The 17,950-nt window shown below is 64.6% G+C and carries 15 protein-coding genes; 10 read left to right on the forward strand and 5 right to left on the reverse strand.

The window, feature by feature from the left end; translation table 11 throughout:
• Positions 1–12: 12 nt before the first annotated feature.
• From OCL88_RS16995 to purU, 5 genes are read left to right on the forward strand one after another with little or no spacing between them, the layout of a single operon-like run.
• A complete protein-coding gene (locus OCL88_RS16995; protein ID WP_264963270.1) occupies positions 13–393 on the forward strand; it encodes a sarcosine oxidase subunit delta in 381 nt (126 codons plus the stop codon).
• Positions 390–3,335: a 2Fe-2S iron-sulfur cluster-binding protein gene (locus OCL88_RS17000; RefSeq protein WP_264963271.1), complete on the forward strand. Its 2,946-nt coding sequence runs from the start codon at positions 390–392 to the stop codon at positions 3,333–3,335. Before OCL88_RS16995 ends, OCL88_RS17000 begins: the two co-directional genes overlap by 4 nt.
• Positions 3,328–3,966 (forward strand): sarcosine oxidase subunit gamma, encoded by a 639-nt coding sequence (locus OCL88_RS17005; RefSeq protein WP_264963272.1) that lies wholly within the window; start codon positions 3,328–3,330, stop codon positions 3,964–3,966. The genes OCL88_RS17000 and OCL88_RS17005 overlap by 8 nt, the downstream gene beginning before the upstream one ends.
• Positions 3,966–5,345 carry an L-serine ammonia-lyase gene (locus OCL88_RS17010; RefSeq protein WP_264963273.1) on the forward strand — a complete coding sequence of 460 codons (1,380 nt, stop codon included), beginning with the start codon at positions 3,966–3,968 and terminating at the stop codon, positions 5,343–5,345. The genes OCL88_RS17005 and OCL88_RS17010 overlap by 1 nt, the downstream gene beginning before the upstream one ends.
• A 2-nt stretch (positions 5,346–5,347) precedes the next feature.
• Complete coding sequence (gene purU / locus OCL88_RS17015; RefSeq protein WP_264963274.1) at positions 5,348–6,247, forward strand: formyltetrahydrofolate deformylase; 900 nt, start codon at positions 5,348–5,350, stop codon at positions 6,245–6,247.
• Between the two features lie 106 nt (positions 6,248–6,353).
• On the opposite strand, the gene OCL88_RS17020 is transcribed toward purU, so the two are convergent.
• Complete coding sequence (locus OCL88_RS17020; protein WP_264963275.1) at positions 6,354–7,820, reverse strand: PucR family transcriptional regulator; 1,467 nt, start codon at positions 7,818–7,820, stop codon at positions 6,354–6,356.
• 108 nt (positions 7,821–7,928) lie between these two features.
• On the opposite strand from OCL88_RS17020, the gene OCL88_RS17025 reads away from it, so the two are divergent.
• Positions 7,929–9,470, forward strand: a complete 1,542-nt coding sequence (locus OCL88_RS17025) for a purine-cytosine permease family protein (protein WP_264963276.1) — start codon at positions 7,929–7,931, stop codon at positions 9,468–9,470.
• A 10-nt stretch (positions 9,471–9,480) separates the two neighbouring features.
• Complete coding sequence (locus tag OCL88_RS17030; RefSeq protein WP_264963277.1) at positions 9,481–10,434, forward strand: polysaccharide deacetylase family protein; 954 nt, start codon at positions 9,481–9,483, stop codon at positions 10,432–10,434.
• 76 nt (positions 10,435–10,510) lie between these two features.
• On the opposite strand, the gene OCL88_RS17035 is transcribed toward OCL88_RS17030, so the two are convergent.
• The 3 genes from OCL88_RS17035 to OCL88_RS17045 form a co-directional block, all read right to left on the reverse strand.
• Complete coding sequence (locus OCL88_RS17035; protein WP_166185941.1) at positions 10,511–11,014, reverse strand: DUF456 domain-containing protein; 504 nt, start codon at positions 11,012–11,014, stop codon at positions 10,511–10,513.
• A gap of 141 nt (positions 11,015–11,155) precedes the next feature.
• On the reverse strand, positions 11,156–12,349 hold the full coding sequence (locus tag OCL88_RS17040) for an NADP-dependent malic enzyme (RefSeq protein WP_069696236.1): 1,194 nt from the start codon (positions 12,347–12,349) through the stop codon (positions 11,156–11,158).
• A 311-nt stretch (positions 12,350–12,660) separates the two neighbouring features.
• On the reverse strand, positions 12,661–13,269 hold the full coding sequence (locus OCL88_RS17045; RefSeq protein WP_264963278.1) for a TetR/AcrR family transcriptional regulator: 609 nt from the start codon (positions 13,267–13,269) through the stop codon (positions 12,661–12,663).
• A 204-nt stretch (positions 13,270–13,473) separates the two neighbouring features.
• On the opposite strand from OCL88_RS17045, the gene OCL88_RS17050 reads away from it, so the two are divergent.
• The 3 genes from OCL88_RS17050 (at position 13,474) to OCL88_RS17060 (ending at position 17,223) form a co-directional block, all read left to right on the forward strand.
• The gene (locus OCL88_RS17050; RefSeq protein WP_264963279.1) at positions 13,474–14,601 is read left to right on the forward strand and encodes an FG-GAP repeat domain-containing protein; all 1,128 of its coding nucleotides are present in this window, start codon (positions 13,474–13,476) and stop codon (positions 14,599–14,601) included.
• A 51-nt stretch (positions 14,602–14,652) separates the two neighbouring features.
• A complete protein-coding gene (locus tag OCL88_RS17055) occupies positions 14,653–15,795 on the forward strand; it encodes an FG-GAP repeat domain-containing protein (RefSeq protein WP_264963280.1) in 1,143 nt (380 codons plus the stop codon).
• 144 nt (positions 15,796–15,939) lie between these two features.
• A complete protein-coding gene (locus tag OCL88_RS17060; RefSeq protein WP_264963281.1) occupies positions 15,940–17,223 on the forward strand; it encodes an FG-GAP repeat domain-containing protein in 1,284 nt (427 codons plus the stop codon).
• Here the strand turns inward: OCL88_RS17060 and OCL88_RS17065 are convergent.
• On the reverse strand, positions 17,220–17,950 hold a 731-nt coding region (locus OCL88_RS17065; RefSeq protein WP_264963282.1), incomplete at its 5' end, for an MFS transporter. The genes OCL88_RS17060 and OCL88_RS17065 overlap by 4 nt on opposite strands.

The raw sequence follows: 17,950 nt of genomic DNA on the forward strand, positions 1-17,950 counted from the left end.
GAAGGCAAAGACATGCTTCTCATCTCATGCCCCAACTGCGGGCCACGCGACGAAACCGAATTCCACTACGGCGGACAGGCACACGTGCCCTACCCCGAAAACCCGAACGACCTCACGGACCGCGAATGGGCTGAATACCTGTTCTACCGCGAGAACACCAAGGGCACCTTTGCCGAGCGCTGGGTCCACAGCACCGGTTGCCGTCAGTGGTTCAACATGCTGCGCGACACCGTGAGCTACGACATCCACTCCATCTACGCCATGGGCTCACCGCGGCCGGATCTCCCGGGCCGCAAGGCAGCAGACCAATCAGCACAGGGCCAGGCCGGCACTCCGGGCCTGGCACCCGGCGCCCCCACCACAACCACCTCCCCGGAAGGAGCCCGGAAGTGAGCAGCAAGAACGCCCGCCTCGCCACCGGCGGCCGCATCGACCGCAGCATCACCTGGCGGTTCACCGTGGATGGCCAGGAATTCGTTGGCCACCCTGGTGACACTATCGCTTCGGCCCTCCTGGCCAACGGCCACATCAACGCCGGCAACTCCCTCTACGAGGACCGCCCCCGCGGCATCATGGCTGCAGGTGTCGAGGAGCCGAACGCGCTGGTGAAGATCGCGCCCCGCTTCCCCGGCCACGTTGCTGAGTCCATGCTCCCGGCGACAGCTGTTTCGCTGGTCGACGGACAGAACATAGAACTCCTCTCCGGTTTGGGCAAATTGGACCCGGCCGAGGACAAAGCCGAATACGACAAGAAGTACGTCCACACCGACGTCCTGGTGGTCGGTGGCGGTGTTGCAGGTTTGGCGGCAGCACGTGAAGCCGTCCGCACCGGCGCAAGGGTCATCCTGATCGACGACCAGCCCGAACTCGGTGGCTCCTTGCTCTCTGCCTCCACGGCGGAGGGACTCGCCGAAGAAATCGAAGGCAAGCCCGCCCTCGAATGGATCGCAGACGTTGAAGCCGAACTGGTTTCCGCCGAGGAATGCACTGTCCTGCACCGCACCACCGCCTTCGGTTCCTACGACTCGAACTACTTCATTGCAGCCCAGAACCGCACGGACCACCTCACCGTCCCGGCAGCCCCCGGAGTTTCCCGCACGCGTATTTGGCACATCCGTGCTGCACAGGCGGTCCTGGCCCCCGGCGCCCACGAGCGTCCCCTGGTGTTCGAAAACAACGACCGCCCGGGCATCATGCTCGCCTCCGCCGTCCGCACCTACCTGAACCGCTACGCCGTCGCAGTCGGCCAGCGCGTCGTCATCAGCACCACCAACGACTCCGCCTACCTGCTCGCCGCGGACCTGAAGGCAGCAGGCATTCCGGTTGCCGCCGTCGTCGACGCCCGTCCGCAGATCAGCGAAAAGGCCGCAGCCGCCGTCGAATCCGGCCTCCGCGTCCTGATCGGCAGCGCAGTTGCCGATACCAGCGCCGATGAGGCCGGTCGCCTGAACGGCGTGACCGTCCGCAGCATCAACGACGACGGCGAACTCACCTCGGGCGTCGAGCAGATCGCCGCCGATGTCCTCGCTGTTTCCGGTGGCTGGAGCCCGGTGGTCCACCTCCACAGCCAGCGCCAGGGCAAGCTGCGTTGGGACGACGACCTCGCAGCGTTCATCCCCTCCAGCGTGGTCCGCGACCAGCAGGTTGTGGGCGCAGGCCGCGGCAGCTACGAACTGCAGGACTGCCTCGCAGAGGGTATCTCCGCCGGCGCGGCGGCGTCGATCGCAGCTGGCTTTGAGTCCACCGTGACTCCGTCCGAACTCACGGCACCGGTAGCGAGCGCCCCCACCCGCCAGCTGTGGCTGGTTCCGGGCCAGACGGGTGAACCGGGCGAGTGGCACAACCACTTCGTCGACTTCCAGCGCGACCAGTCCGTGGCGGATGTCCTCCGTTCCACCGGCGCCGGCATGCGTTCGGTAGAGCACGTGAAGCGGTACACCTCCATCAGCACCGCCAACGACCAAGGCAAGACCTCCGGCGTCAACGCGATCGGCGTGATCGCCGCGGCCCTCAAGCACGGCGGCGCTGACGCTGTTCCGGGCATCGGCGAAATCGGTACCACCGCGTACCGCGCGCCGTTCACCCCGGTGGCCTTCGCAGCATTGGCCGGCCGCCAGCGCGGCGAGCTGTTCGATCCCGCCCGCGTCACCTCCATCCACCCGTGGCACGTTGCCCAGGGCGCCCTGTTCGAAGACGTCGGACAGTGGAAACGTCCCTGGTACTACCCGCAGGACGGCGAGGACATGGACACCGCGGTTCTCCGTGAATGCGCAGCAGTCCGCGACTCCGTCGGTTTCATGGATGCCACCACCCTGGGCAAGATCGAGATCCGCGGCAAGGACGCCGGCGAATTCCTGAACCGCGTCTACACCAACGCGTTCAAGAAGCTCGCTCCGGGTTCGGCCCGCTACGGCGTCATGTGCACCCTTGACGGCATGATCTTCGACGACGGCGTGACCCTCCGCCTGGATGAGGACACCTACTTCATGACCACCACTACCAGCGGCGCAGCCAAGGTGCTGGACTGGCTGGAAGAGTGGCACCAGACGGAGTGGCCGGAACTCGATGTTGTTTTCACCTCCGTCACGGAGCAGTGGAGCACCATCGCGGTGGTCGGTCCCAAGTCGCGTGAAGTCATCGCCAAGGTGGCCCCGCAGCTGGCAGAAAACGGCGGGCTGGAAGCAGAGAACTTCCCGTTCATGACGTTCCGCGAGACCACGCTGGCCTCCGGCGTTCAGGCTCGCGTCTGCCGGATCTCCTTCTCCGGTGAACTGGCCTACGAAATCAATGTTCCGTCCTGGTACGGGCTCAACACCTGGGAAGCAGTTGCTGCCGCGGGTGCCGAGTTCAACATCACCCCGTACGGCACGGAAACCATGCACGTCCTCCGCGCCGAGAAGGGTTACCCGATCGTCGGCCAGGACACCGACGGCACGGTCACCCCGCAGGATGCCGGCATGGAGTGGATCGTCTCCAAGGCCAAGGACTTCATCGGCAAGCGTTCCTACCTCCGCGCGGACTCCAAGCGCGAGGATCGCAAGCACCTGGTGAGCGTCCTGCCTGCCGACCACTCGTTGAAGCTCCCCGAGGGCACCCAGCTTGTTGAGAAGGGCATCGCGGTCAACCCGGCCTACGGTCCCGTTCCCATGGAAGGCTTCGTGACCTCCAGCTACCACAGTGCCGCTTTGGGCCGTTCGTTCGGCCTGGCCCTGATCCAAAACGGCCGCAACCGCATCGGCGAAACCCTCCAGGCTTCCGTGGGAGACCAGCTGGTGGACGTGGTTGTTGGCGAAACCGTACTTTTCGATGCTGAAGGGACCCGCAAAGATGGCTGAGACAGCAACCTCCGCAGAAACCGTCGACCGCGTACGTGAGGCCCGCCGCAGCCCGGCGCAGCACCTCGCCGAGGCCTTCGCCAACGGCTCGGTGGCCGGCAAGGTGACGCTCAGGGAAATCCCCTACCAGACCCAGGTGGGCCTCCGGGTCAACAGGAACTCCGACGCCGGCTCCCGGGTAGCTGCGATCACCGGCAGCTTGCCTGCCGCCAGCGGCGAGGTGACGGGCTCGGGTGCCATCAGCACCCTGTGGCTCGGCCCGACCGAGTTCCTTGTGGTTGCTCCCGAGGAGTCCCACGACTCCCTCGGCGGCTCCCTGGTCTCCGATCTGACCGCGGCACTGGGCAGCGACTCCGGCCAGGTGGTGGACCTCTCCGCCAACCGGACCACGTTCGAACTCTCCGGCAGCCGTGCCCGTGCAGTCCTCGAGAAGAGCTGCGCACTGGACCTCCACCCGCGCGTCCTGAAGGCAGGAACTGCCCTGTCCACGGAAATCGGGCACATTCCGGTGGTTCTCTGGAAGACCGACGACCAGACGTTCCGGATCTTCCCCCGGGCCTCGTTCGCGGACTTCCTGGGCCGCTGGCTCCTCGATTCAATGCGGGAGTACGCGTCGCCTGAGGTTCCGTAATGGCACTGAGTGTGCTTGACCTGTTTTCCGTCGGCATCGGGCCATCGTCTTCACACACGGTGGGCCCGATGCGGGCGGCTAAGCAGTTCACTGACGGACTCGAATCGTCCGGCCAGCTTCCGGCAACGGTGCGCGTCCAGGCAGAGCTCTTTGGCTCGCTGGGCGCCACCGGCCGGGGGCACGGCTCGGACAAGGCCGTGGTCCTGGGGTTGCAGGGCCACTCCCCCGAAACCGTGGATACGCGCACCGCAGATGACCAGGTGGCAGCTGCTGCACTGGATGCCGAGCTGCGCCTGGGCGGCAGCCACCGGGTGGACTTCAACTGGGACGAGGACGTGGTCCTGCACCGCCGCAAGTCCCTCCCGGCGCACCCCAACGGCATGACCTTCCGCGCCCTGGACCACACGGGCACGGTGCTGCGGGAGCGCAGCTACTACTCCATCGGCGGCGGCTTTGTGGTGGACGGCGACGTCACCGGCACGGAAAAGATCGTGCCGGACACCACGGTCCTGCCCTACCCCTTCACCACCGGAGACGAGCTCCTTGCCATCTGTGAACGCGAGGGCAAATCGATCTCCGACATCATGCTGGCCAATGAGCTGGTGTGGCGCTCGGAGGAGGAGTTGCGTGAACGCCTCCTGGGCATCTGGGCAGTCATGCGCGAATGCGTGGACAACGGCTGCTCTGCCGAGGGCATCCTGCCGGGCGGTTTGAGCGTTAGGCGACGGGCGCCGTCGTTGTTCAAGAAGCTTGCGGAGGCCGAGGCAGCCAACAGCAGCGATCCATTGCTGGCCATGGAATGGGTGAACCTGTTCGCCTTGGCCGTCAACGAAGAGAACGCGGCCGGTGGCAGGATCGTCACGGCACCCACCAATGGCGCGGCCGGGATTGTGCCGGCGGTGCTGCACTATTACACCAAGTTCGTTCCGGGAGCAGACGACGACGGCGTCGTACGGTTCCTGCTGGCGGCGGCCGCCGTCGGGATCCTGTTCAAGATCAACGCCTCCATTTCCGGTGCCGAGGTGGGTTGCCAGGGCGAGGTGGGTTCTGCCTGCTCCATGGCAGCCGCAGGGCTCTGCGAAGTCCTGGGCGGAACGCCGAGGCAGGTGGAAAACGCGGCGGAAGTGGGCATTGAACACAACCTTGGCCTGACCTGCGATCCCGTGGGCGGGCTGGTGCAGATTCCGTGCATTGAACGCAATGCGATCGCGAGCGTCAAGGCCATCAACGCCGCACGCCTCGCGCTCCATGGCGACGGCAGCCACAAGGTCTCCCTCGACAAGGCCATCAAGACCATGCGGGAAACCGGCGCCGACATGAAATCCAAGTACAAGGAGACCTCCCGTGGAGGCCTCGCCGTCAACGTAGTGGAGTGCTAGCAATGACTGCCATTCAAACTGAACCTTCTGCCTCTGTATCCTCCGGGACGTCGGTGGAGCACGTGCTCACGCTGGACTGCCCGGAAGGCCCCGGCATTGTGCACGCGGTCTCCGGATTCCTGCTGGAGCACGGCTGCGACATCATCGACAACAAGCAGTTCGGCGACCGCGCCGAGGGGCACTTCTTCATGCGCGTGCATTTCGCGTCTGACGGCGACGACACCACCGTGGACACCCTGCGGGCCTCCTTCGCTCCCGTTGGCGAGAAGTACGGCATGAACTGGCAATTGGAGCGGCAAGGCTACAAGCGCAAGGTGCTGATCATGGTCTCCAAGTTCGGGCACTGCCTGAACGACCTCTTGTTCAGGGCACGGATCGGTGAGCTTCCCATTGACGTGGTGGGTGTGGTGTCCAACCACCTGGACCACCAGGGTCTCGTTGAGTGGCACGGGATTCCGTACTTCCACGTGCCCGTCACCGCAGCCACCAAGCCGGCCGCCGAGGCCCGCCTGCTGGACATCATCGACGAACTCGACGTTGAGCTTGTGGTGCTTGCCCGCTATATGCAGGTCCTCAGCGACGATCTTGCCCGGAAGCTGGACGGCCGGGCCATCAACATCCACCATTCGTTCCTTCCGAGCTTCAAGGGCGCCAAGCCCTATCACCAGGCTTATGCACGAGGCGTCAAGACCGTGGGCGCCACCGCGCACTACGTCAACGGCGAGCTCGACGAAGGACCGATCATCTCGCAGCAGGTTGTGGAGGTGGACCACACGTTCGGACCGGAAGACCTCGTAGCGGCCGGTCGGGACACGGAGTGCAAGGCTTTGAGCAACGCCGTTCGTTGGCACTGCGAAGGGCGGATCATCCTGAATGGGAACAGGACGATTGTGTTGAAGTAGTCCTTGCTCTCCCCTTCTGCGGGCCGACTTCGCGGGTCCGCTGCCTCTTCGCCGTTCTTTTCCGGCGACCGGGGTAGTGGTCCCGCGATTCGGTGTTTAAGGATGGCTAGAACCGGGCCAACCTCGTGGCCAAGTGCAGCCCCGCCAGCCGGCCCGTCCCCCTCGGATCGCCACCGCAGAGTTCAAAAATGCGCTGCAGCCTTTGATGCATGGACTGCCGCTCCAAGTGGAGCTCCCTGGCCGCTTGTGCGGTGTTGCATCCCGAATCCAGCCACACAGTGAGCGTCCGCAGCAGCGCCGACTTCCTCAACCGGTCATGTTCCAGCACGCCGCCGAGTTGCTGCCCCACGAACCTTTCACGAACCTCCGCGTCGAGTGCTCCGTGCGCCAGACGCTCAACGGCGAAGGCCTCCGCGTCAAGCACACCCCCCATTCCGAGCGGCAGATCAAGAGTCAGCCGCGCCTCGGCCAAGGACCAGGGGGCCTGGTCGATCCCCTTTCCCGCAGGCCCCACGGCAACAGCAGCGCCGGTTGGCAGTTCCAGGGACCGGAGCGCTTCCAGCAACCCGGCACGCGCACCGGCCACATCTTCCGGCAGGGCCGCCAGCGCAATCAGCTCAGCGTTATTGGCGTAGCTGGCGCTGTGCGGAACGCAGTGGGCCAGGGCGGCATCGACCGCGGCACGCAGGTGCCCCGACCCTGCCGAGCGGACAACGACGGCGGCTACGGCACCGTCAACGGGGAACCCCGAGGCAGGACCCAATTGGTGCAGCTGCCACGGCTGGCTGCCGGAATTGATGGCCCTCATCAGTTCGAGCCCGGCCATCTCCTTCAACCCCGGGGGCATTCGCTGCATGAGGGCAAGGCCGAGGATGTCCACCGACCTCTCCCCCGCCACCCGAGCGAGGCCGCTGTCTCCGCCGTCGGGCACTTCCAGCTCCAGCCGGGCGGCAAGGACGCCCCGAACCGGCACGTCCAATACGGTAACGCTGCCGCCTTCCTCAGTCGCGGGGCCCGCGGCCCCGAGGGTCAAGCCCGACGGCGACACCAGCCGGGCGCCGACGCCGGTCTTTTCTGCCAGTACGGCGAGCAACTGGTCCAAACCGGCCCCGTGCGCGAGCTCTGCTGCCATGGCGTGGCTCGCCTGGTCTCCCAGTTGCAGGTGCTCCACGGATTCGCTCACCAGCAGGGAGTTGATTTCCTGCATGATTCCAACAAAGGGCGCCTGACGGCGCAACTCGATGATGGGCAGTCCCGAGGCTTGGGCGTCCTCCAGCATGGTGGCCGGAATTTCGGGGAGGGCCGGACCTGTTTCCAGCGCCAATGCCGCAATCCGGCGGGCAGCAAGTTCAGCGACGTAGGCGCTCCGCCGCTCGCTGCTCACGCCGGCGAGCGCCTGGCCTCCGCTGAGCAGGAGTTCCCCGCCCCTGAGCAGCGGAGCGATGTCCAGGACTTCGCTGGAATGGACCCAGCGGACTGGCCTGGATAACGCGCCGGGGACGTCCGTGAGCAGCCGAGGATCAGCCTCTTTCAGACTGTTGGTACTCAACGCTTCACCGAGGAGAATGGACATGACACTCCGTCACTTGAGATCTACTTCTTCATGACACATAGTATCTTGTTGCTGTGACTTGGCACACATAGCCTTAGAGAGTCCCTTTCATAAACGGAGGCTCTCCCCATGCAAGACAACCTCTCTCAAGCACAGACGGGTGGTCCGCAGTCGGGCCCGGCAACGGCGCCGGCCCACGACAGCGAAGCCTGGCTTCAACCAATTCCCGAGTCGGACCGCACCCGCAAAGTATCCGGACAGTTCTGGATCTGGGCGGGCGCCAACCTGGCTCCCATCAACTGGGTGCTGGGCGCACTCGGTATCCATCTGGGCCTCGGCTTCGCAGACACCGTCACTGTCCTGGTGCTGGGAAACCTGATCGGCATGCTCCTCTTCGGCTGCTTCGTCCTGCTGGGCCAAAAGACCGGGGCCACCGGCATGGTCCTGGCACGTGCAGCATTCGGACGGCGCGGCAACTACCTTCCCGCAGCCATCCAGGCACTCCTTGTCATCGGCTGGTGCGCTGTGAACACCTGGATCATCCTCGACCTGGTGATGGCCCTCTTCGGCACCCTCGGCTGGGTGGACCCGGACGCTCCCAACTATGCGTGGAAGATCGGGGTAGCCACCGCCATCATGGCCGCGCAGGTGGCGATCGCCTGGTTTGGCTACAAAGCCATTGCGGCATTCGAAAAATGGACCGTCCCTCCCACCATCATCATCCTGGCAGTGATGTCCGCTGTGGCATGGTTCGGCATGAAGATCGACTGGGGTTACGCGGGTCCGGCCGGCAACATCCTTCAGGGCTCCGAGCGCATCGCAGCTATGAGCGCCGTCATGACCGCCATCGGCATTGGCTGGGGCATCACGTGGTTCACGTACGCGGCCGACTACTCGCGGTTCGTGAGCACCTCGGTCCCCAAGCGCAAGGTCTACCTGGCGTCCGTTCTGGGCCAGTTCATTCCGGTGGTCTGGCTCGGTGTCCTCGGTGCAAGCCTTGCGACCAACAGCGGGGAAGTGGATCCCGGCAAGCTGATCGTGCAGAACTTCGGCGTTCTCGCCCTTCCGGTGCTCCTGATGGTCCTGCACGGGCCGATTGCCACGAACATCCTGAACATCTACACCTTCTCCGTGGCCACCCAGGCCCTGGACATCAACATCAACCGGCGCAAGCTCAATCTGTTCGTCGGCGTCTTCTCCCTGATTGCGGTCATCTTCTTCATCTTCCAGGAAGACTTCGCGGCCGTTCTTGACGCCTGGCTGATCGGCCTGGTGGCCTGGGTTGCAGCCTGGGGCGGCATCATGCTGGTCCACTACTTCTGGCTGGAAAAGCGCTGGCCCGCCAAGGTGGAACGCCTCTTCGACGGCGTGGGCACGCACCGCCTGCCGGTGGTCAACTGGGCCGGCGTCGTCTCCCTCCTTGCCGGCATCCTCTCCACTTGGCTGTTCATGTACGGGCTGATTCCCGTCATGCAGGGACCGATTGCCGTCGCACTCGGCGGCTGGGACCTGTCCTGGTTGGCCGGCGGCCTTACCAGCGCTGCCTGCTACGCCGTCCTCGGCCCCCGCGCCCACAAAAGGTTTCTTCTCGCTGAGTCCAACCACGTTTCAATGACACAGCCGGCACCGGCACCCGCCCACGAACCCGCCGCGCAAGCGCCGGCAAAGTAAGGATCGATCCATGAACAACCCCGCCTTCGAGGATTCCCTGCATCCCACCAGCTGGCCGGAAGGCTTCAGGGCAGCAGCGTCCTTCACCTTCGATGTTGATGCCGAGTCCTGCACCATCGCGCACGACCCCACCAGCACCCGCCGCATGTCCCTCATGAGCCACCAGTCCTATGGCCCAAAGATTGCCGTCCCGCGGATCCTGCGAATCCTGGACCGGCAGGGCGTCAAGGGAACGTTCTTCGTCCCGGGATTCACGGCCGAGAGCTACCCCGACGTGGTGCGCCGGATTGCCGACGCCGGCCATGAAATCGGCCACCACGGCTACCTTCACGAGCCCATGCAGGGAATCGACGCCGCCACTGAAGCCAGCTACCTGGACCGCGGATTGGACGCGCTCCACAAAGTTGCCGGCGTGCGCCCGGTGGGGTATCGGGCGCCTTGGTGGGAGCTGAACTGGCAGTCGCCGGCCCTGCTGGCCGACCGCGGCTTCCTCTACGATTCGAGCCTGCTCGACGGCGATGCCCCCTACCGCATGGCCGTCGCCGACGGTGACTCCCGTGACATCGTGGAGATCCCCGTGGACTGGGCCCTGGACGATTGGGAACAGTACGCCTTCTACCCTGGAGTCACCGGCAGCGGAGTCATCGAGAGCCCCGCCAAGGCGTTGGAAATGTGGACCCTCGAAGCCCAGGCCCACCACTCGCAGGGCAGCTGCTTCGTCCTGACCAACCACCCCTTCATCTCCGGCCGGCCCTCCCGCGCCGTGGCCTTGGAACAGCTGATCGAACGGGTGAAGGACCTGGACGGCATGTGGGTCACGACCCTGGCCGAGATCGCCGGGCACACGGCGTCAACGGTGAAGGAGATCCACACGCACGCACGCATCGATGTTCCGACGTTCCCCGGGGCCGGGGCCTCGTTCCGCCCGGCCCAGGTGCGCAACCCGGAGCCCGCGCTCCGCTAAAGCCTCCGCCGAGTTGGCATTTGATGACAATGTTGCGCCCCGCCATTGTCATTAAGTGCCAACTCGGCGCCGGCGATTAACCGTTGACCGCGTTGATCCACACCCCGATCACCCATGTGCTGGCCGCCGCACACGCCAGTCCGAACTCCACGAGGATACCGATGCCGGTGGCCTTGAGGGCAGCCAGGCTGGAGCGTGCGGCGGTCCGCAGATCGCGGGTGCGTGCCACCTCGCTCAGCAGCAAACCGAGCGCAAATCCCACAAAGAGCCCCACCACGGGGATGACGAACATGCCCACGACGCCCACCACGACCCCGGCCAGCACTGACCTGTTGGGGATGCCGTGTTGCATGAGCTTCCTCCCGGTCAGCACCGCGCTGGCAGCCATCCCGGCCACCACAAACACCATGCCGACGGCGAAGATCACCCAGCCAAGCGTCCCTGCTCCACCCCAGATGGCCCAGGCCAGCAAACTCACTCCGATGAGGATGCTGCCGGGCAGGATCGGGATGATCACTCCGGCGACGCCCACGGCAATGGCAAGGCCGCACAGGATGGTCACAATCACTTCGGCATTCATGGGCCCAGTCTAGGTGGCACCTTGCGGTCCGGCCCGCCACGCCGGACACAGCCGCCAGGCCGGGCACGAACTGCCTTAGGCAAAAACGACGGCGACGCTCCCCATGAGGGGGCGTCGCCGTCGTCGTTGATGCGGTGGCCGCTACTTGGTGACAGCAGCCGCTACAGCCGCGGTGACGGCAGGTGCCACGCGGGCATCAAGCGGGCTCGGCACGATGTAGTCGGCGGAAAGGTCCTCTTCGGCCAGCTGGGCGATGGCCCGGGCTGCCGCGATCTTCATCTCAGAGGTGATACGGCGTGCACCGGCGTCCAGGGCGCCGCGGAAGATGCCTGGGAAGGCCAGGACGTTGTTGATCTGGTTCGGGAAGTCGCTGCGACCGGTGGCTACAACGGCTGCGTGCTGGCGTGCGACCTCGGGCAGGACCTCGGGGTCCGGGTTGGAAAGGGCGAACACGATCGACTGGTCGTTCATGAGCTTCAGGTGCTCCTCGGCCAGCTTGGAGGAGGAGACGCCTACAAAGACGTCAGCGCCGGTAAGTGCCTCGCCCGGTCCGCCGGTAACACCGCGGGGATTGGTGCGCTGGGCGAAGCGTGCCTTGACGCTGCCGGCATCAGCCACGAGATCGGCGCGCTCTGCGTTGATGACACCCTTGGAGTCGAGCAGGATGACGTCCTTGACACCCACGGCCAGGAGGATCTCGGCGATGGCGATGCCTGCCGCGCCTGCGCCGGACACAACAACCTTGAGATTTTCGATCTCGCGGTTGGTCACCTTTGCTGCATTGGTCAAGGCGGCAAGGACCACGACGGCGGTGCCGTGCTGGTCATCGTGCATGACGGGGCAGTCGAGGGCCTCAATGAGGCGCTCTTCCAGTTCAAAGCAGCGCGGAGCGGAGATGTCCTCGAGGTTGACCGCGCCAAAGCTCGGGCGGAGGCGGACCAGGGTTTCAATGATCTCGTCAACATCCGTGGTGTTGAGGACCAGCGGGATGGAATCCAGATCGCCGAAGGTCTTGAACAGTGCGGACTTGCCTTCCATGACCGGCAGGGAGGCGCTTGCGCCGATGTTGCCCAGGCCAAGGACTGCCGTGCCGTCGCTGACCACAACTACAAGGCGCTCGGCCCAGGTGTGGGTGCGGGCCAGCTTCGGATCTGCATGGATGGCGCGGCTGACCTCGGCGACGCCGGGTGTGTACGCGATGGAAAGATCGCGCTTGTCATTGAGGGGGACCGTGCTGGATACGGTCAGCTTTCCGCCTTCATGGGCCTTGAAGATTTCCTCTTCGGTCAGCACAAGGGCGGTGGTGTTGTCAGGTGAAATTGTCTCAGTGGACACGTCTTTGTCTCCTCAGGCTAGCCGTGGACCCACGGCGTGGTGAATGGCAGGGACAGAACTGCGGGTTCGGGCCAATGGTGGCTGGCCCGGCGGTGAGTCTGAAGATTTGGGCTGCTAGCCGCTTCGGTTATTCCAGCCTAGGGAACGTCGGGGAGAGGTAGATTCAATACCTAAAGAGACGATTCGAGAGTAAAACGTTTTTGCAGAACAAAATGTGATTCAGGTCATGCCAAAATGGGCCCTTTTGGCCACTAGAGGTCTAGACCAGCGCGAAGGGCCGGGGTGTGGAACCTTGGCTGCCCGAGTCGCGTTCACTCGCCGGCTACGAGGCTGCAGGCCTTCTTGAGGTCCTTCTCCGCTTCGAACAACGACAACCGCCGGCACCGCACGGCCTGGACCAGACCACTCACAAGATGCAACAGGATGCGCGCCTTCACGGGGTCTTTGCCAGGGTCCGAACTCAGTGAGACCACCACTTCTTCGGACAGGGCATCGATCTCCCGCAGCAGCTGGGCTGTGTCGCTGTCCTTTCCCGCGGGGCGGATCAGGCAGTGCTCCACGCCCGGCTGCATGACCCGGAGGTGGAAAATTTCCATCATCAGGCCCGCAAGGGCGTGGCCGTTCCCCTGCCGCTGCCGGACGCCGTCGCGCAATTCCCGCAACTGCTGCCGGTACACCGCCAACATGAGGTGCGCAGTGGAAGGGAAGTACCGGTAGAGGGTGCCGAGGGGCACATCGGCGCGTGCAGCGACGTCGGAAAGGCTCAGCGTGTCGAATTGGCGCTGGGCAAAACCTGCTGCCGTCCGGAGGATGCGGGCATAACGCAACAGCTGCCGCGGCGTGGTAGGTGCGGCAGCCATGCGGGGAAGCCCTGTGGTCAGGTCCAGGGAGTACGGTTCCAGTGAATTTGCTGCAGACATCTCCGACGATTTCCTGGGAAGCTGGCAAGGACGCGGCGGACTGGAGCGAGGGGCCCCTGCTGACCGACCGCATCAATGATACGGGAGCTTCTTGGCCGTTTCCTGAAAGCCCCTCGAGCACCGGCACAGCATGCCGTTCCCGGTATTCGCGGGCCGGCACCCTAAACTTCTGGGAGGTTTCAGTCTCGCGCGGAAGGCACACACATGGGGAAATTACGACGCCGGATGGCAGCAGCGGCGTTGACCGCAGCGGCGGCGGCCATAGCACTTACTCCCCTGCCGGCGTCGGCGGCGCCCAGCAACGGACCGGACCCCGTGGTCCAGGGTGAACCTTTTGTCGGGAAGACGCTGACCACCGAGATCGGCCCCTACACGTTTTACGGGTGCGGGGGCGGCAAGGGACCGGACTTCACCATCTACTGGACCCGCGACGGATTCCTGGTAGCCGGCGAAACCGGTCGAAGCTACGTGCTGCAGCAGGACGACACCGGGGGACGGATGGCCGCGCACCTCACGGCCAGCAAGAACTCATGCTCCGGTGAGACCCTGCACAGCAACGAGACAGCGCCCGTGGGGGCCGTCAACAGGGCCAGGGGATTCACCGGCCGGTCCTTCGAACTCCTGGCCCGGGGCGGCGACGGCACGTTGTCGCTCTACGGGCGCACTGGCAAAGCGTGGGACCCGGCCCGCACCGTCGGCTGGGGTTGGCAGGGCTTCAACACGCTCCTCTCCCCCGGCGACTTCAACGGCGACGGCAAATCCGACGTCCTTGCCAGGGACGCCGCAGGAACCCTCTACCTTTACGCCGGCGACGGCATGGGAGGGTGGAAACCCGCCCAAACCATCGGCAAGGGCTGGAACATCTTCGATTCCATCGTCAGCCCCGGAGACTTCAACGGGGACGGCACCAATGACGTTCTTGCCCGCGAGCCCGGCGGCGCCCTTTACCTTTACCCCGGCAACGGCTCCGGGGGCTGGTTGGCGCGGACCGCCGTCGGACAGGGCTGGCAGGTGATGGACGCCCTCCTGACACCCGGCGATTTCAACGGCGACGGCAAAACCGACGTCTTGGCGCGCGACCGCAACGGCTACCTCTATTTCTACGGCGGCAACGGCGCAGGCGGTTGGGCGCGGTCCTGGCTGATCGGCGTCGGATGGAGTGCCTTGAAGTCGTTGGGTGCCGCCGGAGATTTCGACAGGGACGGCTCCCCGGACGTCTACGGCGTGGATCCGCAAGGACGCCTGGTGGTTTATTACAGCGACGGCCGGACCGGGTGGCGGGGTTCGGAAGTCGTCGGCAGCGGCTGGGGTGGTTTCACAGCGATCTTCTAGGTAACTCCCAGCAGCGGTATCATATAAGGGCATAAGTCTGGGGAGGACACCATGAGCGCTTCATCACGCCCTACGTTCGGCGTGCGCCGGGCGGTGGCTGGAATTGCGGCCGCAATCGTCGCCGCAGTCACTTTCGCACCGGCGCCCGCCATGGCCGCCGCGGATCCCGACCAGCCGGTGGTCCACGGAGCGCCGTTCGTCGGATCAACACTCACTGTGGAGATCGAACAGGGCTCGTACATGGGCTGCGGCCTCGCGGCCGGTCCCGACTACAGCATCTACTGGACCCGCGACGGTGTCATTTCCTCCAGGCAGTGGCCAAACTACGTCCTCACTGAAGAAGACCAGGGCAAAACCATTGCGGCACACCTTGTAGCCAGCCAGAACGGGTGCGGAGGCCAGCAGGTGTCCAGCGAGGAGACCCAGCCTGTTTCAGCGTCCAACCGGGCCAACGGCTTCACAGGCCGCGGCGCCTTCGAGCTGCTCGCACGCCGCACCGACGGAGCGCTCATGCTCTATCCCCGGATCAACAGCGCCTGGGAACCGGCGCGCACTATTGGCCCCGGCTGGAACGGCTTCGACACAGTGCTCTCGCCCGGCGACTTCAGCGGTAACGGCGCCAACGACGTCCTCGCCAAGGACTCGGCAGGCCGGCTGTTCCTCTACGAAGGCACAGGCAACGGCGGCTTCGTAGCCGGTCGCCAAATCGGCAGCGGCTGGAACGGCTTCACGTCGATCGTCTCTCCCGGCGATTTTAACGGCGACGGCGTTAACGACGTCCTCGCCAGGGATACCTCCGGAAACCTGTACCTCTACCCCGGCAACGGGCAGGGCGGTTGGCTTAACCGCTCCTTGGTGGGCACCGGGTGGAACATCCTCAACCAGATCATCACCCCCGGCGACTTCAACGGTGACCACGACGTCGACATCCTGGCCCGCGATACATCCGGCAACCTCCGTCTTTACGCCGGCGACGGCGCCAGCGGTTGGCGCGGCTCAGCAACCATCGGCTGGGGCTGGGGCGGCATGTCCGCCATTGCCGCAGCAGGAGACATCGACGCCAACGGCAATGTGGACGTGTTCGCCGTGGACGGTTCCGGCCAGTTGTTGGCTTACTACGGCAACGGCGACGGCGGGTGGAACGGTTCGGGCGTCATCGGCTGGGGTTGGGGCGCGTTCAACCCGGTGTTCTAAGCCGATTTCGGTTGATTTTGGGGTTTGACTTGCTTTAGGCCTGGAAATGTTCCCAGGAAATTCCCAGACGCCGGCCTTCCCGATGTACCCTCAAGTCACTTACACCGGCTCGGTTATCTGCAACCAGCCTGACTTGGGGGAACAATGGGGATCACTCCTGCGCGCAGTGCGCGCACTTGGCTCGCGGTATTCGTCACGTTTTTTCTTCTTATCAGCGGCCTGGGCTCGGCACCTGCAGCGCTGGCCGACGACGCGTTCGCTCCCGTCCCGGTAGCAGTCTCCACCACCCCAACGTCCATCGGTGCCGGCGGACATGCCCAGTCACGGATCACCCTCAAAGCCTCAGCACCGATCGCAGACGTTTACGTCGCCTTCCGGAACACAGCTACGGGCACGGTCCACCGCGAGGTGACCCAAGGTTCCTACAACCCAACGGACTCCACGTACACGTTCGAAGTCTTCTTCGCGCCGGGAGCCGCGCCGGGCAGCTACCGTGCCCAATACGTGGAAATTCAGACCGAGGCCGGCCACATCATCGTGTACTGGCGTGACGGATCCCTGAACTACAACCCGGACAACCTTCCGAGCTCCGGAACAGCGGCCGTTCCGTTGGATGCCTTGGACTTCAACTATTCCTCCACAGTCAGCCTCGATCGTCCCCACACCAGCGGGTTCTACCGTGACAACTACTGGGACCCTTTCACAATGAGTCTGCTGATCCGTGATTCATGGGGCCGGCTCGGGCTGTTTCCCACCGGAGGAAACGGCACTTGGAAGCAGGCCTACGAGGTCGGGTCCGGCTGGAACATCTTCAACACGATGATCGCGGCGGGCGACTTCAACAATGACGGCGAGAACGACGTTATTGCCCGCGATGCTGCCGGCTCCCTCTTCCTGTACCCAGGCACGTGGTACGGAGGCTGGAACCCCCGCCAACAAATCGGGTGGGGCTGGGGAATCTTCAACTCGATCTTCGCCGCAGGGGACTTCAACGGCGATGGCAACAACGACCTCCTGGCCCGCAAGACAAACGGCGAACTGGTCCTCTATCCGGGCAATGGCTACGGCGGCTTCCTGGTTGCCTCGACCGTGGGGTGGGGATGGAACGGCATGACCGCGATCTTCTCCCCCGGCGACTTCGACGGCGACCGCAAACCCGACGTCCTCGCCAGGAACTCCGCAGGAAACCTCGTCTTCTACGGCGGCAACGGTTCAGGTGGATGGACCACAAGCCGGGTCATAGGGCAGGGCTGGAACGCCATCACCAAGCTGGGCGGCGTGGGCGACTTCGATGGCGACGGCGTGAACGACGTCTGGGGCATCGACACCGCCGGGCAAATGCGCATGTACTACGGCAACAACGCGGGCGGCTGGAAAGGATCCGGCGTCGTGGGGTGGGGCTGGGGCGAATTCACGGCCGTCTTCTAGGCCACGCTCTTGATTTTCACCACGAAGACGGCTCCCAGGAGCCCGATCACGGCTGCGGCTACGTACAGCGAGACGTAGCCGCCAAGGTTCTTGACGAACAGATAGGCGATTGCCGGCGCCAATACCTGCGGCAGGGAGTTGGCGATATTGACGACGCCTAGGTCCTTTCCGCGGTCGAGGGCTGCGGGGAGGACCTGGGTGATCAGCGCGAAGTCGACTGCCAGGTAGGCTCCAAAGCCGATCCCCAGCACCAAGGCGCCGGAAATCGCCCCGACCCAGGTCGGTGCGAAAGCGAGGATCAGCGAGGCCATTGCGATGATGGCTGATGAAGCAATCACCAAAGGCTTCCGCTTGCCCATCCTGTCACTCAGCCTTCCGCCTACAACACTGGTAATGATCACGGTGACCGCGTACAGGCCCGTAACCACAAGAACTCCGACTTCGGGTTCAATGCCTTCGGTCTCCTTCAGGCGTACTGCGTCCCCCAGGAAGAAGAGCAAGTAGATCGTCACCATGTGATTGCCTGTGCTCACCAGGAACCTGGTCAGCCAAGCCCATGCGAAGTCCGGGTAGCGTTTGGGCGAGACCCAGAAGCCCCGGAGGAATCCAAGCAGCCTGAACGCGGGACGCTCACCGGCAGGCAGGGGCTGATCGTCGCTCTTGAAGAGATAAAGCACTATGCCGGCCAGCAGCGCCGCGGCGCACACCCAGTATCCCGCGGCAAAGT

It is taken from the genome of Paenarthrobacter sp. PAE-2 (assembly GCF_026013155.1).
In the GTDB taxonomy this organism is placed as follows: domain Bacteria; phylum Actinomycetota; class Actinomycetes; order Actinomycetales; family Micrococcaceae; genus Arthrobacter; species Arthrobacter ureafaciens.